Origin of the sequence: Methylobacter tundripaludum (genome assembly GCF_002934365.1) — a bacterium.
Classification (GTDB): Bacteria; Pseudomonadota; Gammaproteobacteria; order Methylococcales; family Methylomonadaceae; genus Methylobacter_A; species Methylobacter_A tundripaludum_A.
Window position 1 is genome coordinate 102,388 of sequence record NZ_PTIY01000006.1, and the last position, 25,645, is coordinate 128,032.

Below are 25,645 nucleotides of genomic sequence, written 5' to 3' on the forward strand. Positions count from 1 at the left end.
CACCGAAGTTATTTTAATGCTGTCCAGCGGCATCACGCCCCGCCTTTTCTCGTCATCATCCCTTTTGACGGGTTATAGCCAACAATCGCCGCCGCCATGAATACGATAAAAGCAACCAAGGTATAAATAAACGCGTGACTGTTAAACTGGCCGTACAGCGCGAAGCGGATCAATTCGACAGCTTGGGAAAACGGGTTGTATTGCGCCAGATTATGCAGCAGCGCGCTGGACTCTTTGATTTTCCATAAAGGATATAATGCGGTTGACATAAAAAACATCGGAAAAATAACAAAGTTCATCACCCCGGCAAAATTTTCCAGTTGTTTTATAAAAGACGACAACAACAAGCCCAGAGCGCCGAGCATTAATCCCGACAGCAACAGTGCCGGCAATATCCACAAATAGCCCTGCCACGGCGCCTGAATGTCATAAAACCACGCAATCGCTAAAAACACGTAGACTTGCAAAACGGATACGCCGGTCCCGGCCAGCAACTTGCTGAGCAATAAAAACCAGCGCGGCAACGGGCAAACCATCAAGATCCGCATACTGCCCATTTCCCGGTCGTAAACCATCGACAACGAGCTCTGCATGCCGTTAAACAGCTGGATCATGCCGATCAGGCCGGGGGTGATATAAACCTCGTAAAGAATATAGGTCTCGTAAGGCGGGGTGATCGCAAGCCCTAGTGCGGCCCTGAATCCGGCCGCAAACACAAACAACCAGACCAAAGGCCTGACCAGGGCGGAAATAAATCGCTCGCGCTGGGTCACAAAACGCCATAATTCACGCCAGATAATGCCCCACATGGCGCGCCAGTAATGTAGTAACTTCACACCTGCTCTCCCTGGGTCAAGCTATAAAAAGCATCTTTAATCGTTAGGGTGTTGGTTATTTTAAGCACGTCGTCAACCGTTCCATTGGCTTTAACCTGCCCTTTATGCAATACGATTAAATGATCGTCAGGATAAATTTCGTCAATCAAATGGCTCGCCCATAAAACCGCCAAATTTTCTTCGGCGGCTAATTGATGCACATATTCGACGATAGCCAGCCGGCTGGGCACATCCAAACCGACGGTGGGTTCATCCAGCAGCAGCACCGACGGCTTGTGCAACAAGGCGCGGGCAATCTCCACGCGCCGCCTGTGCCCGCCATTGAGCTGGCGCGCCCTCTCAAAGCGCCGGTCGTACATATTCAAGCGCTCCAGCTCCTGCTGAATCCTTTGCTCGGCCTGTTTCCGCCCCATGCCGTGCAACGAGGTGTGATAGCGCAGGTTTTGCATGACCGACAAATCCATATCCAGGGTAGTCTGCTGAAACACCACGCCCAGCTTTGCCAACGCGGGCAGCGTTTGCCGCTTAATATCGAAACCGCACAACTCGATGCGCCCGTCTCGGGTGTCGTACAACCGGGTAATCAGGGAAAATAACGTGCTCTTCCCTGCCCCGTTAGGCCCCAACAAAACCGTGCATTCGCCCGGCTGGATCTTGAAATTGACTTGGGACAGTGCTTTTTTGTCGCCGTAAGAAAAACTTAAATCTTCGACGGACAGCGCTATGGATGAGTTCATGGCTTGACTGCGACTCCCCACGGGTAAGTACCCACGCCAATCGATTTGGTCACCGTCTGAGCCTCGAGATCGATCAGCGAAATATCGTTGCTGGCGCCGTTAGTGGTATAAAGCCGTTTTTGATCCGGCGAGAACGCCAGATTCCAGACCCGCTGCCCAACCAGCAGGTATTTTTCCACTTCAAAGGTCTGCGCGTTAATCACCGCCACACGATTTGCGGGTCCCAACGCCACATAACCGCGTTTTCTGTCCTTATCGATCACCACGCCTACCGGCTGGATTTTATCGGGCGTCACGCCTTGCACATCAAACTTGATGCTTTTGACGATCTGTTTGGTTTTAACGTCCAGAATCATCAAGGTTCCGGCCATTTCCGAAGTGACCCACAACTGCTGGCTGTCGGCAGTAAAACTCAGTGCGCGGGGGCGCGGATCAACCAGCGTGTTCTCGACGATCGCATTGGTTTTGGTATCGATCCAATGCACCATATTGGTTGTTTCGGAAGCGCTGGCTACCCAAAGATTATCGGGGCTCACAGTGATGCCCTCCGGCTCCACGCCGACCTTAATCTGTTTGACGGCTTTTTTATGTTTAATGTCGATCACCGTTACCTGGCTGTCATCTTCATTGGACACATACAGCCGGTCGCCCGCCGGGTTTAACGCGAAAGTCTCGGGGTCTTCGCCGGACGGCAACTTTCCGGTTTCCTTCAGCGTCTCGGTATCGATGATTTTGATGGTGTTGTCATCGCTGGTCGCCACATACAAAAACTTATTATCCGGGCTGATCGCTATGCCTCTGGGGCGCTGGCCGATTTCTACCGTTTTGACTAATTTACCGGCGACAGGATCGACTACCGCCAGCGCATTATCTTTTTCCAGCGTAACGAACACCGTTTCAGCCTGCGCCGTTCCGGTCAGCGCAACGGTCAAAAACAGCCCTAAAACATTTTTCTTCATCATCATTTGCTCCATTTACAGGTTGACTCAGGTTGATCATAACCCAGGGTATCGAGTTCGGTTTTTGGGTGCAAAAAACCATCAATCGGCGCGACCGCAACCAGCGATCTCGGCGCCGCCAGCAAAACAGGCTGCCGCAACTGCCCGTCCCAGGACCGGAACGACAAAGGATTGCCCTTATAACCCTGCAACGCAAACGCATCGCTGAATATATAATCCTTCAGCAGTTTTATGTCGTTGGACTTGGTGCGGGTGGCCGCTTCGCCGATGGCCCTGACCGCCAGATAAGCGCCATAATCCTGCTCCTCCATCCAGCGTCCTGCCTGGTCTTTAAAGCGGTTTTGAATCTGCACCGCGCCCCATTGTTCGTGGGTTCGATGCCATGCCGTTGCAACCAGTCCCTGCGTACCGATCACCGGTCTTGCACTCCAGGTTCTGTATTCAAGGTATTCGCCGAATTGGCCTTGCTCGTCGGCAACGACCAGCACATCGTAATCGTCCACCTGGGTAAACACCGCCACATCGGATTGCGCCGTGCGCCGCGCATCGTAAGTGTGCTCCCAGGCTTTTTCCTCGACTATTTTCATGCCGAAGCGTTTAGCCGCCCGCCTGATCGCATCGGCAAATAAACGGTCTTCATCGGTAGCGCCTACGACCAGAAACCACTTGTTCCAGCGTTTTTTCATCATGTATTGCGCCAGCGCATCGGCCCGCATCGCCCGGCTGGGTAAAAGATGCAAAACGTTATTGCGGCATTGCTCATTGCGTAGCGCATCATCGATCGTCGCCGCGTCGAATAACAACTTTTGTTTTGCGGCGGGTAAATCGGCGATTTTATTGGTAAGTTCGGCAGGCAAGTTAACAACGACATAGGGATATTGATCGTCAATCTCCTTATTAAAAGCATCGACAACATTACCATCCAACGGCACGATGAATTTTTTCAGCACAAACTGCTGCCCGGTAAACTGCCCGGTCGTATTATTGTCGGCAACCGCCAGTTCCGACCCCAGCACGCCCTTGTTCGGGATAAAAGCATCGAGGTTGGACAGCGGCGGAGGAACTTTCCGCTCTTGCGTCAAATAAGCAATATTGATCGTCTGCTTGGCTTCTGCATAAACAAGACCAGAGCTAAATAGATGAATAATAAATAAAAATTTAACAGTTACCTGGAAAAACAAGTTAATTGGTCGCATCATTTTCTAACGGAAATAAAACATACAGGCGCTAATTTTAACGTATTCATTAACTTTGTTTCGTTTTTCGATGGAGTTCACTAAAACCGGCAAAATAATTTGCGCCCAGGTTACCGTATTTAACTGAAAAATCATCTCGTTATGCTTAGACAAGATGCATTCCGTTGACTTGTTCAATACCCGTTACAAATAGGACATTGACTTCGATCGACAAAGAGTTCAGCATCAACAAATAACCCTGACTCCAGAGTTATTTGTTAGAATGAAGATAAAACCAACGCCGTTTTTTACGGCCCTATTACTCTGTTAAGAGGACATAAAAATGGACGCCAGTAAAATACAACCGCGACAAGAGACGCTCGTTAGCCCGGCAACTGCCCAGCGGACGAAAAATGTGGACAATAACGAGCCCGCTATCGAAACCCGGCCGGACAACGGTCAGGACGACAGCCTGAAAGTCCCCAAAGAAACAATCAATCTTTCCGACACATCGTTAAAACTATCGTCGTCTTCGCCGGTAAAAAGCAGCGACCAATCCGCGCCGATAGAAAACCAAGATCAAGCTCAACAAGCGCTCAGCCGGCTTCTCGCCGACATGCAAAGCAATCCGTCTCAGGCACATGGCGCTCACAGCAACGTTTTCTCCGGCGCTGTACAATCATTGCTAGGTTAATATTACAGCTTATCGCCAATGACGCACTTTGTATTAAGCGGAATATTCGTTTATCCGGTCAAGTCATTAGCGGGCATCAGCGCAAACAGCTGGCCTGTCACTGAAAAAGGCTTTCAGCACGACAGAAAATGGATGATTATCGACAATAACCGGCAATTCCTCAGCCAGCGGAAGTTGCCGAGAATGGCTTTAATTAAAACCGCACTGACCGATCAAAACCTGATCCTGTCCGCACCGGGCATGGAAAACCTGTCGCTTCCCCTAAACCCCGCCGATGGACACATCATTAACAGCACCATCTGGCATGACCAGTGCGACGCCCGTAGCGTTTCAACAGAAGCTGACCAATGGCTTGGCGACTTTTTAAAACGGGACTGCCGACTGGTCTACCAGCCCGACGAGGTCGTTCGGCCGGTCGATCCCGATTACGCCAATCCTGCGGACAAGGTGGCGTTTGCCGACGCATTTCCTTTCCTGATTGTTTCCGAAAACTCGCTGGCTGCGTTAAACGATGACATGCAACTGAATTTACCGATGACCCGTTTCAGGCCCAATCTGGTTGTTTCCGGCTGCCCCGCCTACGGGGAAGACAGCTGGCGCGAGATCAGCATCGGCGCTATAGACTTCAGGCTACCCAAGCCCTGCTCCCGGTGCTCCATTCCGGCAATAGATCCTGAAACCGCGCAAATCGGTAAGGAACCGCTAATCACGCTGAACCGCACCCGGAAATGGCAAAATAATATTTATTTTGGGCAAAATGCGCTGCACAACCAATGCGGCCGCTTGACCGTCGGTGATACGGTACAGATCAAATCCACCGGCGCAAAGCAACCGCCGATCTAGCTTGTTTAGGCGACTCATCAATCGCCTGTCATTTAATAAATTTCCCGAACATCCATGCATAAAGCCCTTTTGCTGATCGTCATCCCGCTGCTGTCTTACGGCTTTTGGCTAAGCGCGGAATTTAAAGGCATTGCGGCCGGCGTCTCGATTTTCCTGTTCGGCATGTTGTCGCTGGAGCAAGGATTTAAAGCCTTTACCGGCGGTGTGCTGGAGCGGATTCTGCAAAAAACCACCGATACCTCCTGGAAAAGCTTCGGCTTCGGCTTCCTGTCCGCCACCTTGATGCAGTCCAGCGGCCTGGTCTCGGTCATCACCGTTTCATTCCTAAGCGCTGGCTTGCTCGATTTAGTCGCCGGCATCGGCATTATTTTCGGCTCCAATTTAGGCACAACGACCGGCGCATGGCTGATCGCAGGGCTGGGACTGAAGGTCAACATTGCGACCTACGCCATGCCGCTGCTGGTTTTCGGCGTGTTATGCGTTTTCCAGAGCGGCAAACAGTTAAAAGGCGTCGGCTATATCCTGACCGGCCTGGGCTTTTTGCTGCTCGGCATCCATTACATGAAAGAAAGTTTCGAACACGTTGAAAGCACCATAAACCTGTCCGAATTCGCAATGCCCGGCGTCAAAGGGCTATTGACCTACACCGCCGTAGGAATCATCGCGACCATTATCATGCAGTCCAGCCACGCCACGATGCTGCTAACGATTACCGCTGTTTCGGTGCATCAAATCACCTATAACAATGCACTGGCGCTGGTCATCGGCGCCAATATCGGCACCACCGTCACCGCGATCATTGCTGCTTTCGGCGCCAATATTCAGGGCAAACGCCTGGCGGGCGCGCATCTGTTAATTAACCTGTGCACCGGAATCTTTGTGCTGCTGTTTATCAAGCAATTCGGCATCGCGGTTGACATCATCAGCGCAAGCTTGGGTATTGCCGCATCGGACAACGCGATGAAACTGGCAACCTTTCACAGCCTGTTTAATCTTGCGGGCATCATGATCTTTTTCCCGTTCATTAATCAACAAGTTGCATTACTGGAAAAGCTGCTCATAGAAAAGCGTCCCGTTATTTTCCAACCGAAATATTTGGACATATCCGCCATGGATTTCCCCGAAACAGTCGTCGAATCGGTCCGGCTCGAAAGCATCCATTTATATGAGAACGCCATTCATATTATTTTGCGCACCTTTGGCCTGCGTAAACACGATCTGCAAAAAAATGACGACGCACTCAAGCAACTCATCGGACAGGATAACAACTCCGTCGAATACAATATCGATGCCGGCTATGAAAAGCGGATAAAAGGCCTCTACAGCGCCATTATCGCGTTCATCAGCCAAGCCGGATTCACTTGGGCAATGAGCCAGTCTTCCAAGCTCTCCTGGCTGCGCGAGGCCAACAAGCATCTTGTCGAAGCCATTAAAGACACCAAGCACTTGCAAAAAAACTGGATCCGTTTCAGGGTGTCAAGAAATCAAGCCGCAACCGACGAATACAACAAAATCGCCTACCAGATAGTCTTGCATATCCGGCAGATTGAAGATTTCAGGCATGACATTGAGGACAACGAATTGCCGCTGTTATCGTTGGACGCATTAAAAGCAAGTATTAGGAATGACGACATGCAAATGAATCGCGCCATTGAAACGCTGATCAGGGAACGAAAAATAACCCCTGAAACCGGCTCTTCCCTGATTAATGACAGCTCGTACATGCGCAGCATTAAAAAGAATTTGTTAAAAGCCGCCGAAACACTGTTCCTGCACAGCGATACCGGCGCCGCCAAAGCCGAGCAGCAATTAACCCTGAATGAAACTGAAATTAACGATGTTGTTCACACCGTGGATACCCAATAGCACCATCCCTGCACTCACCTAATCGGTAATTAAAGCGATGAAAATAGAAAAGTTGCTCCATAAATTACAGGCCTTTTTCGATACCGACAAACATAAAAAAAGGCAGCACATCGAGGAACTGAAAAAAATCCTGTTAAAACTGAAGAAAAAAGAGCGAAAAATCACCCGCTCTATGCAACAGGCTGACGAGGATTGCTTAAGGAAGCATTATCAAACCGAATTGGAAATTATCCGGGTGCAAAGGAAAAAGGGCATTGAAACTTTACAACAGCTTAAAGAACACAAAAAAACGTAGACACACCCTCCTGAATACACTCAACACTCACGTTATCTTTGTTGAGCAACAAAATGCTCAGGAAGATTTAAGTAACACAGTATTGTTTATCCTAAAAACCGCATCTAAACGGACGGGTCTGCGATTTTTAGGTTTATGCGTTAGCGGACCTTAAACCAAGTGTCCCCACAAATCATATTCATCCGCTTCTTCCAGCTCGACATCGACAAAATCGCCGACTTTAAGATGCGTCGCGCCATCAATAAACACCTGACCGTCTATTTCCGGCGCATCGGCTTTGCTTCTAGCCACGGCGCCCTCTTCGACGACCTCATCGACCAGCACCGTTTCGATTCGACCGACCCGTTGCTGCAATCGCGCCGCGCTGATTTCGGCCTGATGCGCCATAAACCGCGCCAGACGCTCCTGCTTGACTTCTTCGGGGACCTGGTCGGGCAGCTCATTGGCGACCGCGCCTTTGACCGGCGAATAGGCAAAGCAGCCAACCCTGTCCATTTGCGCCTCGCTCAGAAAATCCAGCAGCTGCTCGAATTCCTGCTCTGTTTCGCCGGGAAAGCCGACGATAAACGTGCTGCGCAAGGTAATATCGGGGCAAATTTTCCGCCATGCCTTGATACGCTCCAGATTATTCTCGCCGGCAGCCGGACGTTTCATCAGCTTAAGAATGCGGCTGTTGACATGCTGGAACGGTATGTCCAGATAAGGCAGGATTTTGCCCTCGGCCATCAACGGGATCACTTCGTCCACATGCGGATAAGGATAAACGTAATGCATCCTGACCCAAATGCCCAGGTCGCCCAACGCCTCGGCTAACTCATAAAAACGGGTTCTGACCGAACGGCCTTTCCAGTCGTAGCTTTGATATTTCAAGTCCAGGCCGTAGGCGCTGGTATCCTGCGAAACCACCAGCAATTCCTTAACCCCGGCATTGGCCAAACGTTCCGCTTCCCGCATCACATCATCGACCGGCCTGCTAACCAAATCGCCGCGCATCGAAGGGATGATGCAGAAAGTACAGCGATGGTTGCAGCCTTCGGAAATCTTCAAATAGGCGTAATGCCTTGGCGTCAGTTTGATGCCTTGCGGCGGCACCAGGCTGATAAACGGATCGTGCGGAGGCGGCAAATGCTCATGCACGGCAGAGACAACTTCTTCGAGGGCATGCGCGCCGGTCACTTTTAGGACTTGCGGGTGACGCTCCCGGATTTCCGCTTCCCTGGATCCCAAGCAACCGGTCACGATGACCTTGCCGTTCTGGGCCAGCGCCTCGCCGATGCTGTCCAGCGATTCTTCGACCGCCGCGTCAATAAAGCCGCAGGTATTCACCACGACCAGATCGGCGTCTTGGTAAGTCGGCGAAATCGTGTAACCCTCTGAACGCAGCTTGGTTAAGATCCGTTCGCTATCGACCAGGGCTTTGGGGCAGCCCAAACTAATAAAACCAATGTGTGGGGCAGTCATTTAAATCTCAGATAATGTTAAAGCGCGTTAGTTTATAGGAGTGGCTGCGCAAATAAAAATTAAAAAGCAATCACCACGAAGACGCGGACGACTGCATGAATGCAGGAGCAATTGTCGAGGGCACGAAGTTTTGTTTCTTCATGCCCTTCGTGGTGAACTAAATATTTCTGCCTACCTGCTAAGTAGTTAGGGATTTTCCTTAACCGCACTCGGATGACGGATCAACATCGACCAATGCCCCTTGTTTTTGTTCAGCCAGCCGCGCACTTCGATGGTTTTGCCCAAATAGCCGTTAACATCGGGGAATAAATCCAACCATTTGCTTTCGATGCGCGCCTCAAAGGTATCCCCTTCGGCTGCGCTCAGGACAGGGGAGAATTCCAGGTAAACCGACTTCCGGGTCTTGCGGATATTAGCCACCTTGCCGACCAGACGCGTCCAGCCCGGATGCCCGGCTTCGGTAAGGCTGCCGACCGGTGTTGCGGCATATTCCGGCCGCCCCCAAACACCGATTTTGGCTTGCTCCGCCTTATCTTGAGCCTTAACCAACTCGTTAACGTAACGCAGCTCGGGCGGATAGATGCTGACCGCCGCCAAGCCCGCTTCAACGAGTTGCAGATTAATATGTTCTTTGTTTTCGGTGAACAAATGCGCCAATGTTCTGCCGTACTTATCGGTTTTTTCGACGCCGATTTCAAGGCGTACCCTGGTGTTTTTCAGCTTGTCGCTCAGCCAGTGCTTGGCTTCGTCGCCGCCCGCATCGGCAGGCTTATCCCGGTGCTGAACCTCCGGCGTATTGATGCCCAATAAGCGGATTTTACGGCTATCCTCCAACACCACCGTGTCGCCGTCGTAAACCGTCTTGACCTTGTAAAAATCATAGCCCGGTTTTATATCGACTGTTTTTGCATCGGCAACCGGCCGGTCGGAAAAATGCGTGCTACCGTTCGCGTCCCTCCATTCGTAGATTTCGGCGTTAGCCCAGCCGGGCAGGCATAATAATAAAACCAGTAAAATTCTCATGAGTCTGTCTGTGTAAATGAGTAAATGAGTAAATAGAACACGGATGGCACGGATTTAACTGATAAACACGGAAAAAACCGAGCCTCTCTATAAAAATCACGGCAAAAGAAGAAAGGCGTTTTTTCGCCCTTCGCCCTTCGCCCTTCGCCCTTCGCCCTTCGCCCTTCGCCTTTTGCCTTTTGCCTTTTGCCTTTTTTATCCGTTTAAATCCGCCCAATCCGAGTTCCATTGTTAAATGAACATCACTGCGGAGTATTCAACTCAGCATCAAATTTTTGCATATCCAATTCGTTTTCCCATTTCGCGGCAACCACGGTGGCGACGCCGTTGCCGATAAGATTGGTCAAGGCGCGGGCTTCGGACATGAAGCGGTCTATCCCCAAAATCAGCGCAAGTCCCGCAACAGGAATAGTCGGAATAACCGAGAGCGTTGCCGCCAGGGTGATGAAGCCGCTGCCGGTCACGCCTGCCGCGCCTTTCGAGGTCAGCAGCAACACGCCGAGCAAGGTCAGCTCCTGCGTCATGGTCAATGGGGTGTTAGTGGCCTGGGCGACAAAAACAGCGGCCATCGCCAGATAAATCGAGGTGCCGTCGAGGTTGAACGAGTAACCGGTCGGAATGACCAGGCCGACTACGGACTTGGAACATCCCAACCTTTCCAGTTTGGCCATGATGCGCGGCAACACCGATTCCGACGACGACGTGCCTAACACAATCAACAGCTCGTCCTTGATATAAGCGATGAATTTGATGATGCTGAAACCTGCGAATCGTGCGATCGACCCGAGTACGATAAAGATAAACAACAGACAGGTCAGATAAAAACTGCCCATTAAACTCGCCAGCGGCACCAGAGACGCCACACCGTACTTGCCGATGGTAAACGCCATCGCGCCGAAAGCGCCGATCGGGGCCAGCTTCATAATGGTTTCGACAATGCCGAACAAGGCCTGTGAAACCTTGTTGATGAACGCCACCACTTCCGCCCCCGTCTCCTTCATCGCGGCCAGAGAAAAGCCGAACAGCAGTGAAAACAGCAAAACCTGCAATATGTCGCCTTTGGCAAACGCATCGATTACGCTGGCAGGAATAATGTTGAGCAGGAAATCGACCGTATTCTGCGTTTTCGCGGCGGCGGTATAAGCGGTGAGGCCAGTGGCATCCAGCGCGCTTGCATCGACATTCATGCCCGCGCCGGGTTTAATGGCATGCACGACAACCAGTCCGATGAGCAACGCCAGCGTACTGACGACTTCAAAATACAGCAGCGCCTTAATGCCGACGCGGCCTACCTTATCCAAGACCTGCATACCGGCAATGCCGGTTACCACGGTGCAGAAAATAATCGGCGCGATGATCATCTTAATCAGCTTGATGAAGCCGTCGCCGAGAGGCTTCATCGCAACACCGGTTTCAGGGTAGAAATGACCAAGCAGAATGCCGATAAAAATAGCGGTCAGGACTTGAAAATACAGATGCTGATAAAGCTTTTTAGGTGCATAAGCAATTTGCACGGATAACCTTCCGATGGGTAAAAATACAGTTTCAAATAAAGAAAGGCTGATTGTATTCGATATTGCATCTGTAAATGAAACGGCGCCTTTATTTAGCATCGACAGGCAGCCTTGATAGCCGACGGTAGGCAATAGAGCTATCAAAACCCACTGATAAACCATCAAAAACCGACTTGATTTTTTGCCATAACACCCCCATTCTCGATATACCCGACTCTCCGGCGCGAGAGTGTTTCTGTCAAATTGCAAATTAGCTCTCTTTTAGAGGATAATATACGGCTACGCATAAGCTTTACTATGCTTTTGATTGCCCCCGTAACACGCCATACGCTCGATATAGAGCCGCTGTGCAAGCTTTGGAATACGCTATGAAAAAGACCATGTACGAAAAAATCTGGGACAGCCACCTTGTCGTTGACGAGGCCGGGCAAGCTCCTTTGCTTTATGTTGACCGGCATTTGATGCATGAAGTCACCAGTCCACAGGCCTTTGAAGGCCTGCGTTTGTCAGGTCGCAAGGTGCGCAATCCGCACAGCATTCTGGCTACGATGGATCACTGCGTACCGACCAAAAATCGCGACCTGCCGATTGCCGACCCGATTGCTAAAAAGCAGATCGAAACCATGGCCGAAAACTGCCTCGAAAACGGCCTGAACCTGTACGACATGAAAAACCCGAACAACGGCGTAATTCATGTCGTGGTGCCTGAGCACGGTTTCGTCCACCCCGGCATGGTCGTGGTCTGCGGCGACAGCCATACCGCAACGCATGGCGCGTTCGGCGCACTGGCTTTCGGCATCGGCACGTCCGAGGTTGAGCATGTAATGGCGACTCAAACCCTGCCGCAGAAAAAATCCAAAACCATGCAGGTCGTGGTCAACGGCGCGTTATCCAAATACGCGTCTGCGAAAGACATTGCGCTGGCGATTACCGGCAAAATAGGCACGGCAGGCGGCACCGGTTATGTCATCGAATATACCGGCTCGGCGATCAGGGAACTGTCGATGGAAGGCCGGATGACGCTGTGCAACATGGCGATTGAAGCCGGAGCCAGAGCAGGATTGGTCGCACCGGACGAAAAAACTTACGAATATCTTAAAGGCCGCGAGTTTGCGCCATCCGGTCAATACTGGGATCAGGCGCTGGCTTACTGGAAGAGCCTGCCCAGCGATGAAGGCGCGGTATTCGATGCTGTCGTCACGCTGGATGCAGCCGATATTGCCCCTCAAGTATCATGGGGAACGTCGCCTGAACAAGTGGCCGGCGTCGATAGCGTTGTGCCTGCCCCCGAAAGCTTTGCCGACGAAACAAAACGCAAAGCCTGCGAGGGCGCGCTGGCCTATATGGGCTTAAAACCGAACACCAAAATAACCGACATTGCGATAGATTATGTTTTTATCGGCTCCTGCACCAACGGCCGTATCGAAGATTTTCGGATCGCCGCCGAAGTGGCAAAAGGCACCAAAGTAGCGGGCGGCGTCACCGCGATTGCAGTCCCCGGTTCCTATCACGTCAAGCAACAGGCCGAAGCCGAAGGCTTGGATAAAATCTTTATCGATGCCGGTTGGCAATGGCGCGAGCCCGGATGCTCGATGTGCCTGGCGATGAATGGCGATGAATTGACTCCAGGCCAACGTTGCGCTTCGACTTCAAACCGGAATTTTGAAGGCCGCCAAGGTAAAGGCGGACGCACGCACTTGGTTTCGCCTGCAATGGCGGCGGCCGCAGCGGCGGCAGGCCATTTTGTCGATATTCGCAAACTATAAGATCGGAAAGAATTATGGAACCGTACAAAAAACATGAAAGCATCGCGGCATTGATGAACCGCAGCAACGTCGATACCGACCAGATTATCCCCAAGCAGTTCCTGAAAAAAGTGGAACGCAGCGGTTTTGGTCAGCATCTTTTTCACGACTGGCGTTTTAACGACGACGGCAGCGACAACCCGCAATTCGAGCTGAACAAGCCTGCATTCAAGGGCGCTAAAATCCTGGTCGTCGGCGACAACTTCGGCTGCGGCTCGTCACGCGAACACGCGCCTTGGGCAATTGCCGATTATGGTTTTAACACCATCATTTCCACCAGCTATGCCGATATTTTCTACAACAACTGTTTCAAAAACGGCATTCTGGCGATCAAAGTCGATAAAGCTCAGCTGGATAAATTGATGGCCGAAATTGCGGCCAACGAAGGCGTGCGTTTTGTCGTCGACCTTGAAAATCAACAGGTCACCACACCTGGCGGCAATAGCTTCAGCTTTGAGATCGACCCGTTCCGCAAAGGCAACCTGTTGAGCGGACTGGATGACATCGGCTTGACCTTAAAGCATGTTGATAAGATCACGCAGTATGAACAGCAGCATAAGCAAAACTTTCCTTGGCTTTGGGTTTAAGCAGCGCAAAGCCCTCTCCAGCGGGATACCTACAAGGATGTAGGTAGTAGAGCAATGCAGGAGCAATTGCCGAGAGGGTTGGGTGAGGGGAACCAAAATAAGCTTTTTATCCCCTCATCCCAACCTTCTCCCTGAAGGAGAGAGCGTATCTTCTAAAATCAGCAGCATTGGGCATGGAAGCCGGAGCAAACCGGCCCATGCAGTTGTAACCCAACAGAAACTTTAATCAATCCGCTTACATTGAGAGCACAGGCGACAACCATGTCCACCGATTCAAGACATATCCAGCTGATGGACACCACCTTGCGTGATGGCGAGCAAACTCAAGGCGTTTCCTTTACGCCGGTGGAAAAAGTCAGTATTGCCAAAGCCCTGTTGCAATCTCTGCGGGTTGACCGGATTGAAGTCGCCTCCGCCCGCGTCTCCCAGGGTGAAAAAGAAGCGGTCACCAGCATTAACGAGTGGGCGAAACAGGAAGGCTTTGCCGGACGCGTTGAAGTCCTGGGTTTTGTCGATCACACGCGCAGCGTCGACTGGATACTGGAAACCGGCGGCGACGTGATCAACCTGCTGATCAAAGGCAGCGAAAAGCATTGCCGCGTACAATTGGGCAAAACGCTCGCCGAACATACCGCAGATGTCTTGCAAACCGTCAACTACGCGCTGGAAAAGGGCCTGAAAGTCAACGTCTATCTTGAAGACTGGTCTAACGGCTATCGAGACGACCGGGATTATGTTTACGGTTTGATGGACAACCTGCAAAACGCGGGCATCAATCATTTCATGCTGCCCGATACCCTCGGCGTGTTGTCGCCTGCCGAAGTGTTCTCAAGCTTCAGCGACATGTGCAGCCGCTACCCGAAGCTGCAATTCGATTTTCATCCGCACAACGATTACGGCCTGGCGACCGCCAACGTGATGGAAGCGGTTCGCGCCGGCGTCAACGCGATACACTGCACCGTTAACTGCCTCGGCGAGCGCGCGGGCAATGCCTCAATGGCCGAAGTGGCCGTGGTGTTGCGCGATAAAATGAACATGCAGCTGTCGATCGATGAAAGCCATATCGTCCGCATCAGCTCTATGGTCGAAAACTTTTCCGGCAAACGCATCGCCGCCAATGCGCCGATCGTCGGGGCCGATGTTTTCACCCAAACCGCAGGCATCCATGCCGACGGCGATCAAAAAGGCGGACTGTACAAAACCAAATTGGGCCCGGAACGTTTCTCCCGCACCCGTAGCTACGCCTTGGGCAAGATGAGCGGCAAAGCGTCGCTGAAAAAGAATCTGGAAATGCTGGAACTCGACCTGTCGGAAGAGAACCAGAAAAAAGTGCTGGCCCGGATCGTCAGCCTCGGCGATTCAAAAGAGACCATCACCACCGACGACCTGCCCTTTATCATTGCCGACGTGTTGGAGAGCAAGAGTTACCAGCATATCAAACTGCTGAACTGCTCGATCACCAGCGGTTTGGATTTGGAATCGACTGCCAGCCTGCGAGTCAAAGTGATGGGCGCGACGCACATTGCATCCGGTTCCGGCAACGGCGGCTTTGACGCATTCGTCGACGCCATCAACAAAGTCATGCAGCAACACAACTACACCCTGCCCGCACTGGCCGACTTTGAAATACGGATACCCAGAGGCGGACATACCAGCGCCTTAACCGAGTGCGTCATCACCTGGAATTGCGGCGACGAACTGCGCAAAACCCGCGCCGTGCATTCCAACCAGGTTTTTGCTGCGGTATTGGCCGCGCTTAAAATCATCAACATGCAGCTGCACGAACTGGGTTTTAGTCAGACCTGAAAATCATTGTCTCGCGATGCATGCAGAGCAATACAGAAGCCTAAGCACGCTATGAATGATATTAACCCGTATAAAAACGACGTTATTTGCCACTGTAGCGGAACCACTAAACAGCAAATTAAGGAACTTGTTAATAAGGGAGTCGACGATCTGGACAGAATATCCAGAATGACCGGTGCATGCTCAGGCTGCGGCGCTTGCGATGCTTCAATATTGGAATTGCTGGCCGGGAATAGAACCGATTGAGGTGCTTGCCACCCTTTCATTCATCGTTCCCTCCTGTGTGGGAACGCAGTTAGTAACGCGCCAGCGTCACGGTTAGCAATCGCCGGAGCATTGCCGAATGAGTTGCGTCGGAACGACGCCAAACCCAGGTGCTTGATCAGGCGGCATGCTCCTTAAGCCACTCCTTCAGCGCTTCATTCATCCGCGATTGCCAGCCGCGACCTGTAGCTCGAAATGCGTCCAGCACATCGCGGTCAAAACGCACCGTAGTAGATACCTTGGTGGGCGACTGTTGCTTACCACGTCTTTTTAAGCCTCGTAGCGTGGCTTGTAACGATTCAGGCAAGGCGGAAAACGGCACGGCGTTTTTAAAATCTTCTTCGGTAAGCTCACGTACTTCGCCGTCCGCGTCAGTTAAGGGTAATTGGTTTGTCATATTTACGCGCCTCTCTACTGTTGGCCTTGCGAAAGCTCACGACGCGGATGCCGTCAGGAATTTGCACAAAACAAAGAAAATGTAATCGTCCATCCAGATAACCGATAGCGATTTGGCGCTGTTCGCCATAATCCTGCCGCTCGTCAATCAGGAAGGTTGCCGACAAAAAATCAAACTCCGCCGCGCGTTCAAAGCTCAAACTGCGTTCCATGATGTTCTTAGCGTTTTTGGCCGGGTCAAAGTCGATTCGCATTATTTTATTGTAGTAACAAAAAAATATTTAAGCCAGTATATTGTCAGCAATGGGCTGAAATGTTTGAGGACGATCCGCGCCACCGATAATCAAAGCCCTGTAGAGACAATTCTACGTCCTGACATTTATGCTGTGCACCTCTTTACCTACCTTCATTGATACAGCGTTCTGATTATGGATTCCAAATTAGCGGAGATAGTAAAACCAGGGGGAGACACGTGGGTTAACGCCGCATAAGGTTTAATAGTCGGGTCGGGCAACGAAACGCAGTTTCTCGAACTTCTTGGCTACGATCCTTAGCGCGTTATGAATTCGCTATTTCCAAAAGCATTTTTTTCATAAGCATTCTTTGTTTCATTCAGAATAGGGTGTCCTCCGTTATTCACTTCAAAAGGCATATGCTCTAAAAACGCATATCTTTCGATTAAAAGCTTATATTTCCAATATGTATCATTGGCATCCGTACAATAACAATTGATCGCCAACAATTGAGTAATGTCATAACCAAGGAATGAGCGAACAATATTACTGTACATTTTTTCATTGGCCAGCACGTCTGAAGACTGGATTTTATCTGCTTCGAGTGCTGCACCAATTGTGCTGCCTGGAGCGTTTATAGCTATGAATTTTAACAGTTGATATAGAACCCTGAAGTAGTGCCCGCAAACGTTATTTTTCTTTTCAAGAGCTACCTTTGCTGATGCTAAGTTCGTAAAATCTGATTCCAAAAATATAGAACGATAGATAAGTTTAACGTGACTGTATCTGGTGACATCTGGACTTGTGCTAATGGCCTCCAGCGCTTTATTATGCTGATCAAGCAGCGAGAAAAAAGTACTTTCGAACTGTTGCCTTGCTAAAGTTTCTGATTGTTTATCAAGAATTTTCTTTGTGTCTTCCTGAGCAGATGCACTACGGCTAAGTTCCTTTCGGGTTAAATCAAGCTCATTCCTTGTTAGTTCAAGCTCTTTGGTCTGGATGCCTATAGTCCACAACAAGGCAATCAAGCTTAAAAAACTCAAGATTGGATTCAGTGTCCCGCCGATATAATCACCAAATTGGCCCGCATCTGCTTTACCACTAAATGGTGAATCATTAAAGTGAGAAAAATAGTTCCAAAAGACTATCGCTACGACTAAGGAAGCAATAACAACCACTATCCATAAAAGTATATTGGTTGACTTTTTGGGTACCGCGGATTCAGTTTTCTTGTCAGGTTCTTTATTACTCATATTGACGTAACTCCAATTCATTTAATTTTTCTTATTATTTCAACGTAGTGCGCAGGTGGATTCGCCGTTAGGCAATTCACCGCAACTGCGACGGACTGTAATTGACGTTGTGTGTTGATTGGCGGATTGTAAAGCGCTGTCCTGCTGAAAAATCAGAAAAAACAGCTTCTTCGGCACTATCAACATCAAATTTCAGGTTAATGTAACAAATCAGATTGTGAGCATATCCCTACAAATCACAGATTATTTCGGCATTTTTGTTGTATTTCGCTGAGCAATAAAAAACCCGCTAAGCCTCTCGGCTTGCGGGTTTCTATATATCGGTTTAATAATTTGGTGGAGGCGGCGGGAATTGAACCCGCGTCCGCAAGTACTCCGCCACAAGGTCTACATGCTTATCCCGCACTTTTGATTTAGCTAGTGACTACCCGTCGGGCCAAGAAAATCACCAGCGATTCCGTAAGGTTTTAGCGCCGCCACACCGGACAGATTTTGGCGCGATCTTATGTAGATGACCTCTGAGCGCCTTTCATACCTAAAAGGTACTAAAAACTCCACCCGCATAAGCACAGATGGTCAGAGGAATGGTGCTGGTTTTAAGCAGCTAAAGCCATTGAGTAGTTTTCGTCATTTGCGAATACTTTAGTTTCAGTAGATTTTACGAGGTGTACTGTCCTCGGCATGCGCTTAAGGTTTCGCTACCCACGTCGAAGCCATGTCGCCCCCCGTGATGTGTATAATATACGAATTGTATAAAAATTGTACAATTATTTTTTTAGCCCGGTATTTATAAGGGTTCCAGGGGGCTTTACCGTTCATCCTCCGCCAGGGCTCTCCTGAGCGCAGCTGAAGGGCTCAGGACGGCAAAGCCTTGACTGTCGTTTCTGTACGTCAAAATCCTTATTTTTTAATTTTCCTCGGCAATCGCTCCTGCATTGCTCTACCTCCTGCATCCATGCAGTCGTCTCCTAGCCCTCTCCAACAGGAGAGAGGGAATAAAAGCATCGTGTTAATCAATCAGCATCCTAGCCAAGGGACTGTTGCTGTCTATTGGTAGCTGCCGGTCAGCGGCTCCGCACTGCTCGATAATCCCGTCAAGCCGGCTGATCTGCTCGACATGCTGAGCACAGATGTTTTCTATCACCAGCAGCACACCGCCATCGATCATGGTAAGCGCATTGTTTAACCCTTTGTTTAGTCCCCTTAAGGCGCTTTTTTCCAGCGACGGCTTTAATTTTTTCAGGATGAAAAAAGGTGTCAGCCAAGTAATGGCGATTAACAAGCCGCTATGTATCGCAAAGTCCACGCCCAAATAAGCTACATCGGTCATGTTGCTGGTGTAATAGCCGATAAAAACCTGATAGCCGACCCAACAGATGGCGGCAAGCGGCAGGACGATTTCACATAGGCGCATGAACTTTAAAAAGCCGCGATGCAAGGCATTGCCGGGATTCGCCAAGGCCTGCCTGGCGGCCAGTTCGCTTTGAGCCTGGACGATTTTGGGCACTTTTTCCCGTAATGCGGACAGCTGTTTTTTAAGCGGACTCACCGGTACGCCCAACTGGTCCGCATTGATCACGAATTCATCCAGCGCGTCGTCGAAACGGGCTTCGGCCCACTCGTCCCATAAGTTGAGTTTAGCACCAGTCGCTACATATTTAGCAGCCGACGGATTGCCTAATAAATCAGCAGCATGGTCGGCATAGTGCCGCGCTAATTGCTGGATAGGCCATGCAAAACCCTGTTGCAATACTTGGGCTGAGCGTCGCCATTGATCCTGCCACAGCGTCGGTAATTGTTGAAACGCCGATGTGGACCCCAGTAGCCGCCCGGTGTTTTCCAGGTTTTTCTTTAACTCGTCTTTCCTGGCCTGCGAACTTCGTTGCTCCAGTTGCGCAACGACATGCTCGGTCGCCAACGAGCTGATGGTCGATTCCAACGCGCCGAACTCGTCGACTTGCAGGCCTTCGGCGCAGGCGGTCTTGAAGATGATCGGCTCGGCAAAACCCGCTTTATGCAGTTGCCGCTTGAAATCTTCATACTGTTCTGTCAGGCCTCTGTCCCACTGATTCAGCACAAACAGCCAGGCATGCCTGCCGCCCTCTGCAAGCAGCAAGCGCCAGGCTTTTTCGTCGCGATAGCGTTCGGGGCTGACCACGTAGATCAGCACGTCGATATGCGGCAGCCATTCCAGCACTTGGTGTTTGTTGCTTTGCTCGGTGCTGTCGAAGTCGGGCATGTCGATCCAGATCACATGTTTCCTGGCCTCATTGTCATGCTCGGCGGTTTTGATTTGGGCCAGCGGCAGTTGCTCGGGCAAATGCTTGATCGCAACGCTATGGTGATGATAAAGAGTGACTTCCCGCGAAGTGGGCCGCTCGACTCCGGCTCTGGCGATGGCTTTGCCTGCCAGGCGATTCAGCAATGAACTCTTGCCGACGCCGGTGCCGCCCATGAAAGCGACTATCAGCGGCCTGGAACCGTCATGATCAAACAATGTATCGGGCGTTCTCGCATCGGCATCACTTAACTGCCGGGCAGTGTCGGCATTGATCCAGCCTGCCGCCGACGCCTGTTCGGCCCAGCGTTTTGTCGTTTGTACCAAACTAGAGTAATCGTAAGCCATGTCGCTTTTCTGTCAGTTGTAGCTCTGCCGCATGCAGCTGGTCAGGGGAGATATTAAAATGAGTATTCATCGATAAGTGCTCGGGCAGCTGCAACAGTTTAAGGCGCAGGCTCCCGACAAATAACGCCTGTTTGACGGTATCGAATTGGTTCTGCTTTAATTCGGCTTCCACTTTGTGCATATAGCTGCCGACCGCACTTTCAGCCAGCAGCGAGGTCACTGTCAGCATCGCCGGGGCGACAACCAGGTCATGCAGGCCGATGCCGCCCATTTGCAAGGTCAGCGCAATAACGGCGGCATCGGCGGTGGCACGGGTTGCGCGTAAACTATTGAGCACCACCGGCTGTTCTTGCAGCTTGTAATACAAACGATGCGCGGCGCTTTCCACATCCTGCTGGAAAGACAGGTGATAATCTTTAGCCGCCAGCCCGAAATCCTGTAACACGTCCTGCCGCCGGCTGCGCAGCACACTGTTGATCTGCCGCCACCACTGGCTTTGTTCGGTCTTGTCGATCAGCTTGTCGGACAATTGAATCAGCGTATGTTCGGCTATTTGATTTAACAAAGCTATTTCGTAGCTGCTGTCTGAAATATGCAGACTCTTACGGCCTAACTTCATGAACTGCCTGACCGGCCAGGTCAAGACCTTGCGGGTGCCGGCCAAAACGCGTTCTAATCCGGGTATTTCCATTAAGTGCAGCAGTTCGGTCATCGCAAGCTGAAAGGTTTCATAATGATGCGGATGATTCAGGTAATCGCGCTGGTAACTTTCCATCGCCTGTCCTATCATCAGGTCGACTAATTCTGCCCAATCGTTTAATACCCGATGTTCGGCAAACACAGGTTCCAGCCAAGTTTGCCAGTGCCTTCTCAATAACGCCTGCTCAAAACGCGCGTGCTTGTCGCGCCTTACTTTATTCGCCAGTTGGTTAAGCAACTGACGCCTGGACTCGGGCCATACCGGCAGCCCGCCCGGCTTTTGGTAGTACAGCGGAACGACCTCGGGAAATTCATCGGTTCTGGCATGCCGCCATTTTTCCTTTAAGGACTCGATAATGACCGATTCCGACCCTTCAACCAGCTTGTTCAGGCAAATGATCGTCGGCTGATGCAGTTCTTCAACAGCGGCCATGATGTCCCAGACCGACTGATCGGCGTATTTTTCCTTGCTGACCACCAGGATCACCATATCCGCCAGCGCAATCGCCCTGATAACGCCTTCCCGGTAGGTAGCCGAGTCTATCGAGTCGAAATCGGGCGTATCCCATAAAACGCCATGCGGCAAGAGTCCTGAATCAGTGGTGTTTTCGCTTAGCGAATAGCAATCGTGCCGGTCTTTGCTGAGCTGGGTTTGCGGCAACTGCTGGAAGCGGCCGAAATAACGTTGCAGGCCGTTGCAGTCTTCAATACTGACGCCGTTGCAAAAACCCTGAGGATGAATAGTGTAACCCGCCAACGGACTGACGCCGGCGGCGCTGCTGTTTAACAGCACGTTGGCCAGCGAACTTTTTCCGGCCTGCGTGGGTCCCACCACGGCCATTTGCAACAACGGCTGCTGCGACGCAGCAATCAGCTGGCCCTTACGGATAAAGGCTTCAGCCAGAATAAGCTGATCGATCCGTTGTTGATAGCTTGTTTTGACAGAGTCGGCGCCCAGTTGAGCCGAAACCGCCTGGTAACGTTGTTTTAATAATTGGATAAATTCCAGCATGAAAAGCCAGCTCAGGATTATAATGACCTGCTATTTTACTTCGTTTGACAAACCAGCGTTATATAATAAACATCGCAAACCATGTAAATAGCATGACATGCGTCCCTACTTAAACTTGAGGTTATCTTTATGAAGAAATTACCTATTCTTCTGCTCATTCTCTGCTGCACTTCTTTAATCGCATGTAGCAAGGGCTCACAAATTAATGGCCATACTACCCGCACCGCTTTTAAATCAGTAAAGGCGCTAAAAAACCGCTTATCGCCCGATGCTCGCATTGAGTTTGAAGTGTCTTTCTGGATGCTTCGCGATTCCATTAAAAGTGAAAAAGAATTTCTTAATACTGTTGACGGTAAAAAACCTGAAGAGATCATTGCAATGGGCAAAGAACTTTATCAGCAACGGAAAAACAGCGGTTTTGCAGGCTACGAGAAATACACAAGCTGGGATGATATGATCGCCAAATTCGGCAAGGAAAGAATTGACCAGGATAACCGTAAAGGCCCAAAAGAAGACCCTAAAGACAAAGCCAACGACGTTTTGTACAAGCTCTAAGCCTTACCGGCCAGGCAAGGCTTTTTGTTCGGTTAATACTGCAACAAATTGACTTGCCTCAGTGATGGTCTGCTCCATTGCACGGATCAGCTGGGAAATATCGATGCCTATCTCAATAAATTCATGTCTTAATGCCGCGATAGCCTGGGCATTAAGGTTGTGCTTCAAATACAACACCTGATCCTTGAATGCCGCCAGCACCGGCTGAATTTTTGCTTCCGCCTTTTGCATGGACTTGATAAGCCGGGCGTAATTTTGTCTGGCTAACTTTAATTGCTGCTTGCTGTGTGAGCGCAAGTTACGGTTCGTGTATTCATTCAGTTCGCTTTCCCATTCTTTAAACAGCGCCTCGCTGACCTGTTCGATCGCCCTGATTCTGTTGCTGACCGCTTCGGATTTGGCACAGCAAAACTGATACTGTCTGTTCAGCAGGTTATATTTATGGTCCAGCGCCGTCTCATTAACGCAAACCAGGGTCTTAAACCGCTCCAGCGCATCTTCAAACTCATTTTTGGTTTCCCGCAAACCCACGCAGGCCTGCTCGACATGAGCAACCACTATATCGCGCTTATGTTCGCCAATCGATTCCCTGGCGCTGTAATAGACGTTGCGGATTTTTTTTGAGAGGAAGCCTCTGATTAAATTTAACAATATTTTTACCAAATCGTTGGATGCCGGGGTATTTTGATCGGCTATTAAAACCTTGATGTATTTACTTGAGTTTTATCACTTGAAATCTTTTTATTCACCACGAAGACACGAAGGACGCGAAGTTTATTTCTTCGTGTCCTTCGTGTCTTCGTGGTGATATTTTTTACAACTTAACATTGCACTTTTTCCACGACTCCCGTGGGAATACCGTTACTCGACTAACTATTCGCGCCGCCAGCTGGTGGTGCCGTCGGGCGAATCTTCCAGAATCACGCCCTGCTCTTTCAGGTCGTTACGGATTTTATCGGCCAAAGCCCAGTCTTTGGCTTTTTTTGCATCCAGACGCGCCTGGATTTGCTGTTCGATTTGTCCTTCACCAAGTACAGCGTCCCCGCTACCTTTAAGAAAAGCATCAGGGTCATCCTGCAATATGCCCAGCAAGCCGCCTAAATATTTCAGCGTAGCCGCCAATACACCAGCTTTCTGCGGGTCGGTTTCTTTGGCTTTATTCAAGTCCCTGGCTAAATCAAACAACACCGACAAAACAACCGGCGTATTAAAATCATCATCCATCGCCTGTTCAAAACGGATTTTATATGCTTGCTCAATCGCCGCATCGGCCGTAATTTCCACGCCGCGCAGGGCAGTATACAGCCGCGTTAAAGCCGCTTTTGCGTCATTGAGCTGTTCATCGGAATAATTCAACGGACTGCGGTAATGACTGGAAAGAATGAAGAAGCGGATGATCTCCGGCTTGTACTGGTTCAACACTTCACGCACGGTAAAGAAATTACCCAGCGACTTGGACATTTTTTCTTCATTAATACGGACAAAACCGTTGTGCATCCACAGATTGACGAATTTCTCGCCGGTCGCCCCTTCCGACTGGGCTATTTCATTTTCATGATGCGGAAACTGCAAATCCATACCGCCGCCGTGGATGTCGAAATGATTGCCCAAACAACAGGTGGACATCGCCGAACACTCGATATGCCAGCCGGGGCGGCCCAAACCCCACGGCGAATCCCAGGCAGGTTCGTTGGCCTTGGCCATCTTCCACAACACAAAATCCATCGGATTGCGTTTTGCCGGATCCACATCAACACGTTCGCCGGCCTGCAAATCGTCCAGGTTCTTGCCCGATAACCGGCCGTAATCCTTGAACTGGGTCACCGCATAAAAAACATCGCCATTGCTGCCGACATAAGCCAAGCCTTTGTCCGCCAAGGCTTTAATCATCGCGATAATGTCGTCGATAGATTGCGTCGCCCTCGGCTCAAGGTCGGGCGGCAAAACGGCCAGCGCCCGCTCATCCTCGTGCATCGCGTCAATAAACCGCGCAGTCAATTGACTGTAGTCTTCGCCGTTTTCAATCGCACGTTGGATGATTTTGTCGTCAATATCGGTAATGTTGCGCACGTAGGTCAATTCATAACCCTGATAGCGAAGGTAACGAGCAACCGTATCGAACACGACCATGACCCGCGCATGGCCGACATGGCAATAATCGTAAACCGTCATGCCGCAGACATACATGCCGACTTTGCCCGCTACGCGCGGCTGGAACTGTTCTTTTTTTCGGGTCAGGGTGTTATATATTTTCAGCATGTCATTAAATCATTCAGTTAGGCGATGTTTTCCATTGCCGATCAGCCGGGGCAGGTTAAACAAATCCGCACAATCTACCAAGCGCATGCTTCTCTTTCAAGACAAAAACACTTAGAATTTGTTCTTTGCATCACTCAACAAGGAAAACCATGCGTACTTTCATTTTCTCCATGATGCTGCTTTTAACCACAACACTCTCATTTGCAACGGAAAATAAAATGTCTGATACACCATCAAAAGTTAAATTAACAACCTCTATGGGTGAAATCATTATCCAGCTGAATCCTGAAAAAGCGCCTATTTCATCGGCAAATTTCCTGACTTATGTTAACGAAGGCTTTTACAGCAACACTATTTTCCATCGCATAATTCCCGGATTTATGGCGCAAGGCGGCGGTTTTGATACTGACTTTAACCAAAAAGCGGTTCATGATCCTATCAAAAACGAAGCCGATAACGGCTTGCCGAACAAACGCGGCACTTTAGCGATGGCGCGCACCAACGTTCCCGATTCCGCAACCGCTCAGTTTTTTATCAACTACAAAGACAATTCATTCCTGAATCATACCAGCCCAACACCCAGTGGCTGGGGCTACGCGGTATTCGGCGAAGTCATTGAAGGCATGGATGTTGTCGATGAAATGGCAAAACAACCCACAGGCAACCGTGGCGGACATCAAGACGTACCCAAAACCGACATCATTGTCGAAAAAGCTGAAGTTATAAAATAGACGAAAGGCGCAAGGC

The 25,645-nt window shown here is 50.3% G+C and carries 24 protein-coding genes and 1 other RNA gene; 10 read left to right on the top strand and 15 right to left on the bottom strand.

The annotated features are described in order from the left end of the window. Positions 1–32: 32 nt before the first annotated feature. The 4 genes from B0F88_RS09085 to B0F88_RS09100 are packed head-to-tail and all read right to left on the bottom strand — an operon-like array spanning position 33 to position 3,728. On the bottom strand, positions 33–836 hold the full coding sequence (locus tag B0F88_RS09085) for an ABC transporter permease (RefSeq protein ID WP_104423623.1): 804 nt from the start codon (positions 834–836) through the stop codon (positions 33–35). After that, positions 833–1,573, bottom strand: a complete 741-nt coding sequence (locus B0F88_RS09090; protein WP_104423624.1) for an ABC transporter ATP-binding protein — start codon at positions 1,571–1,573, stop codon at positions 833–835. Before B0F88_RS09090 ends, B0F88_RS09085 begins: the two co-directional genes overlap by 4 nt. Continuing rightward, positions 1,570–2,532, bottom strand: coding sequence for a PQQ-dependent catabolism-associated beta-propeller protein (locus B0F88_RS09095; protein WP_104423625.1), 963 nt, complete (start codon positions 2,530–2,532; stop codon positions 1,570–1,572). The genes B0F88_RS09090 and B0F88_RS09095 overlap by 4 nt, the downstream gene beginning before the upstream one ends. Positions 2,533–2,534: 2 nt before the next feature. After that, positions 2,535–3,728 (bottom strand): ABC transporter substrate-binding protein, encoded by a 1,194-nt coding sequence (locus tag B0F88_RS09100; RefSeq protein ID WP_104423743.1) that lies wholly within the window; start codon positions 3,726–3,728, stop codon positions 2,535–2,537. Between the two features lie 394 nt (positions 3,729–4,122). Here B0F88_RS09100 and B0F88_RS09105 point away from each other — a divergent pair, with 394 nt between their 5' ends. The 4 genes from B0F88_RS09105 to B0F88_RS09120 are packed head-to-tail and all read left to right on the top strand — an operon-like array spanning position 4,123 to position 7,405. Next, positions 4,123–4,401: a hypothetical protein gene (locus B0F88_RS09105; RefSeq protein WP_181049866.1), complete on the top strand. Its 279-nt coding sequence runs from the start codon at positions 4,123–4,125 to the stop codon at positions 4,399–4,401. 18 nt (positions 4,402–4,419) lie between these two features. Continuing rightward, positions 4,420–5,244 carry an MOSC domain-containing protein gene (locus B0F88_RS09110; RefSeq protein ID WP_104423627.1) on the top strand — a complete coding sequence of 275 codons (825 nt, stop codon included), beginning with the start codon at positions 4,420–4,422 and terminating at the stop codon, positions 5,242–5,244. Between the two features lie 54 nt (positions 5,245–5,298). Further along, the gene (locus tag B0F88_RS09115; RefSeq protein ID WP_104423628.1) at positions 5,299–7,110 is read left to right on the top strand and encodes a Na/Pi cotransporter family protein; all 1,812 of its coding nucleotides are present in this window, start codon (positions 5,299–5,301) and stop codon (positions 7,108–7,110) included. Positions 7,111–7,147: 37 nt separating this feature from the next. After that, positions 7,148–7,405, top strand: coding sequence for a hypothetical protein (locus B0F88_RS09120; protein WP_104423629.1), 258 nt, complete (start codon positions 7,148–7,150; stop codon positions 7,403–7,405). A 150-nt stretch (positions 7,406–7,555) separates the two neighbouring features. Here B0F88_RS09120 and rimO read toward each other — a convergent pair whose 3' ends face one another. The 3 genes from rimO to B0F88_RS09135 form a co-directional block, all read right to left on the bottom strand. Beyond that, complete coding sequence (gene rimO / locus B0F88_RS09125; RefSeq protein ID WP_104423630.1) at positions 7,556–8,866, bottom strand: 30S ribosomal protein S12 methylthiotransferase RimO; 1,311 nt, start codon at positions 8,864–8,866, stop codon at positions 7,556–7,558. Between the two features lie 186 nt (positions 8,867–9,052). After that, entirely contained in the window at positions 9,053–9,889 is an 837-nt protein-coding gene (locus B0F88_RS09130; protein ID WP_104423631.1) for a thermonuclease family protein, read from the bottom strand. 242 nt (positions 9,890–10,131) lie between these two features. After that, positions 10,132–11,403: a dicarboxylate/amino acid:cation symporter gene (locus B0F88_RS09135; protein ID WP_104423744.1), complete on the bottom strand. Its 1,272-nt coding sequence runs from the start codon at positions 11,401–11,403 to the stop codon at positions 10,132–10,134. 368 nt (positions 11,404–11,771) lie between these two features. On the opposite strand from B0F88_RS09135, the gene leuC reads away from it, so the two are divergent. The 4 genes from leuC to B0F88_RS09155 all read left to right on the top strand — a co-directional run bounded on the left by leuC (position 11,772) and on the right by B0F88_RS09155 (position 15,847). After that, positions 11,772–13,169 (top strand): 3-isopropylmalate dehydratase large subunit, encoded by a 1,398-nt coding sequence (gene leuC, locus B0F88_RS09140; protein ID WP_104423632.1) that lies wholly within the window; start codon positions 11,772–11,774, stop codon positions 13,167–13,169. Between the two features lie 14 nt (positions 13,170–13,183). Next, positions 13,184–13,795 carry a 3-isopropylmalate dehydratase small subunit gene (gene leuD / locus B0F88_RS09145; RefSeq protein ID WP_104423633.1) on the top strand — a complete coding sequence of 204 codons (612 nt, stop codon included), beginning with the start codon at positions 13,184–13,186 and terminating at the stop codon, positions 13,793–13,795. A gap of 261 nt (positions 13,796–14,056) precedes the next feature. Then, positions 14,057–15,601: an alpha-isopropylmalate synthase regulatory domain-containing protein gene (locus B0F88_RS09150; RefSeq protein WP_104423634.1), complete on the top strand. Its 1,545-nt coding sequence runs from the start codon at positions 14,057–14,059 to the stop codon at positions 15,599–15,601. A 51-nt stretch (positions 15,602–15,652) separates the two neighbouring features. Next, the gene (locus tag B0F88_RS09155; RefSeq protein WP_104423635.1) at positions 15,653–15,847 is read left to right on the top strand and encodes a (2Fe-2S)-binding protein; all 195 of its coding nucleotides are present in this window, start codon (positions 15,653–15,655) and stop codon (positions 15,845–15,847) included. A 136-nt stretch (positions 15,848–15,983) separates the two neighbouring features. Here the strand turns inward: B0F88_RS09155 and B0F88_RS09160 are convergent, their stop codons facing one another. The 6 genes from B0F88_RS09160 to B0F88_RS09185 all read right to left on the bottom strand — a co-directional run bounded on the left by B0F88_RS09160 (position 15,984) and on the right by B0F88_RS09185 (position 22,084). Next, a complete protein-coding gene (locus B0F88_RS09160; RefSeq protein ID WP_104423636.1) occupies positions 15,984–16,262 on the bottom strand; it encodes a BrnA antitoxin family protein in 279 nt (92 codons plus the stop codon). Beyond that, positions 16,237–16,515, bottom strand: a complete 279-nt coding sequence (locus B0F88_RS09165) for a BrnT family toxin (RefSeq protein ID WP_104423637.1) — start codon at positions 16,513–16,515, stop codon at positions 16,237–16,239. Before B0F88_RS09165 ends, B0F88_RS09160 begins: the two co-directional genes overlap by 26 nt. Positions 16,516–16,811: 296 nt before the next feature. Further along, positions 16,812–17,747, bottom strand: a complete 936-nt coding sequence (locus B0F88_RS09170; RefSeq protein WP_146083340.1) for a putative phage abortive infection protein — start codon at positions 17,745–17,747, stop codon at positions 16,812–16,814. 334 nt (positions 17,748–18,081) lie between these two features. Continuing rightward, positions 18,082–18,473, bottom strand: a transfer-messenger RNA (tmRNA) gene (gene ssrA, locus B0F88_RS09175). Between the two features lie 283 nt (positions 18,474–18,756). Next, positions 18,757–20,373 carry a GTPase domain-containing protein gene (locus B0F88_RS09180; RefSeq protein WP_104423639.1) on the bottom strand — a complete coding sequence of 539 codons (1,617 nt, stop codon included), beginning with the start codon at positions 20,371–20,373 and terminating at the stop codon, positions 18,757–18,759. After that, the gene (locus tag B0F88_RS09185) at positions 20,354–22,084 is read right to left on the bottom strand and encodes a GTPase domain-containing protein (protein WP_104423640.1); all 1,731 of its coding nucleotides are present in this window, start codon (positions 22,082–22,084) and stop codon (positions 20,354–20,356) included. Before B0F88_RS09185 ends, B0F88_RS09180 begins: the two co-directional genes overlap by 20 nt. Before the next feature lie 129 nt (positions 22,085–22,213). Between B0F88_RS09185 and B0F88_RS09190 the strand changes: the two genes are divergently transcribed. Further along, positions 22,214–22,639, top strand: coding sequence for a hypothetical protein (locus B0F88_RS09190; protein WP_104423641.1), 426 nt, complete (start codon positions 22,214–22,216; stop codon positions 22,637–22,639). 3 nt (positions 22,640–22,642) lie between these two features. On the opposite strand, the gene B0F88_RS09195 is transcribed toward B0F88_RS09190, so the two are convergent. After that, entirely contained in the window at positions 22,643–23,290 is a 648-nt protein-coding gene (locus tag B0F88_RS09195; protein WP_258076609.1) for a DUF2959 domain-containing protein, read from the bottom strand. Between the two features lie 222 nt (positions 23,291–23,512). Further along, positions 23,513–24,898 carry a cysteine--tRNA ligase gene (gene cysS / locus B0F88_RS09200; RefSeq protein ID WP_104423643.1) on the bottom strand — a complete coding sequence of 462 codons (1,386 nt, stop codon included), beginning with the start codon at positions 24,896–24,898 and terminating at the stop codon, positions 23,513–23,515. 218 nt (positions 24,899–25,116) lie between these two features. Here cysS and B0F88_RS09205 point away from each other — a divergent pair, with 218 nt between their 5' ends. Continuing rightward, positions 25,117–25,629: a peptidylprolyl isomerase gene (locus B0F88_RS09205; protein ID WP_308472011.1), complete on the top strand. Its 513-nt coding sequence runs from the start codon at positions 25,117–25,119 to the stop codon at positions 25,627–25,629. The last annotated feature ends 16 nt before the right edge of the window (positions 25,630–25,645 follow it).

Bases quoted from the DNA above. Each gene is read 5' to 3' on its own strand.
- B0F88_RS09090 (WP_104423624.1), bottom strand. From the start codon at position 1,573: ATGAACTCATCCATAGCGCTGTCCGTCGAAGATTTAAGTTTTTCTTAC.
- B0F88_RS09095 (WP_104423625.1), bottom strand. From the start codon at position 2,532: ATGAAGAAAAATGTTTTAGGGCTGTTTTTGACCGTTGCGCTGACCGGA.
- B0F88_RS09100 (WP_104423743.1), bottom strand. From the start codon at position 3,728: ATGCGACCAATTAACTTGTTTTTCCAGGTAACTGTTAAATTTTTATTT.
- B0F88_RS09110 (WP_104423627.1), top strand. From the start codon at position 4,420: ATGACGCACTTTGTATTAAGCGGAATATTCGTTTATCCGGTCAAGTCA.
- B0F88_RS09115 (WP_104423628.1), top strand. From the start codon at position 5,299: ATGCATAAAGCCCTTTTGCTGATCGTCATCCCGCTGCTGTCTTACGGC.
- B0F88_RS09120 (WP_104423629.1), top strand. From the start codon at position 7,148: ATGAAAATAGAAAAGTTGCTCCATAAATTACAGGCCTTTTTCGATACC.
- rimO (WP_104423630.1), bottom strand. From the start codon at position 8,866: ATGACTGCCCCACACATTGGTTTTATTAGTTTGGGCTGCCCCAAAGCC.
- B0F88_RS09130 (WP_104423631.1), bottom strand. From the start codon at position 9,889: ATGAGAATTTTACTGGTTTTATTATTATGCCTGCCCGGCTGGGCTAAC.
- leuC (WP_104423632.1), top strand. From the start codon at position 11,772: ATGAAAAAGACCATGTACGAAAAAATCTGGGACAGCCACCTTGTCGTT.
- leuD (WP_104423633.1), top strand. From the start codon at position 13,184: ATGGAACCGTACAAAAAACATGAAAGCATCGCGGCATTGATGAACCGC.
- B0F88_RS09150 (WP_104423634.1), top strand. From the start codon at position 14,057: ATGTCCACCGATTCAAGACATATCCAGCTGATGGACACCACCTTGCGT.
- B0F88_RS09155 (WP_104423635.1), top strand. From the start codon at position 15,653: ATGAATGATATTAACCCGTATAAAAACGACGTTATTTGCCACTGTAGC.
- B0F88_RS09160 (WP_104423636.1), bottom strand. From the start codon at position 16,262: ATGACAAACCAATTACCCTTAACTGACGCGGACGGCGAAGTACGTGAG.
- B0F88_RS09165 (WP_104423637.1), bottom strand. From the start codon at position 16,515: ATGCGAATCGACTTTGACCCGGCCAAAAACGCTAAGAACATCATGGAA.
- B0F88_RS09170 (WP_146083340.1), bottom strand. From the start codon at position 17,747: ATGAGTAATAAAGAACCTGACAAGAAAACTGAATCCGCGGTACCCAAA.
- B0F88_RS09180 (WP_104423639.1), bottom strand. From the start codon at position 20,373: ATGGCTTACGATTACTCTAGTTTGGTACAAACGACAAAACGCTGGGCC.
- B0F88_RS09185 (WP_104423640.1), bottom strand. From the start codon at position 22,084: ATGCTGGAATTTATCCAATTATTAAAACAACGTTACCAGGCGGTTTCG.
- B0F88_RS09190 (WP_104423641.1), top strand. From the start codon at position 22,214: ATGAAGAAATTACCTATTCTTCTGCTCATTCTCTGCTGCACTTCTTTA.
- cysS (WP_104423643.1), bottom strand. From the start codon at position 24,898: ATGCTGAAAATATATAACACCCTGACCCGAAAAAAAGAACAGTTCCAG.
- B0F88_RS09205 (WP_308472011.1), top strand. From the start codon at position 25,117: ATGTCTGATACACCATCAAAAGTTAAATTAACAACCTCTATGGGTGAA.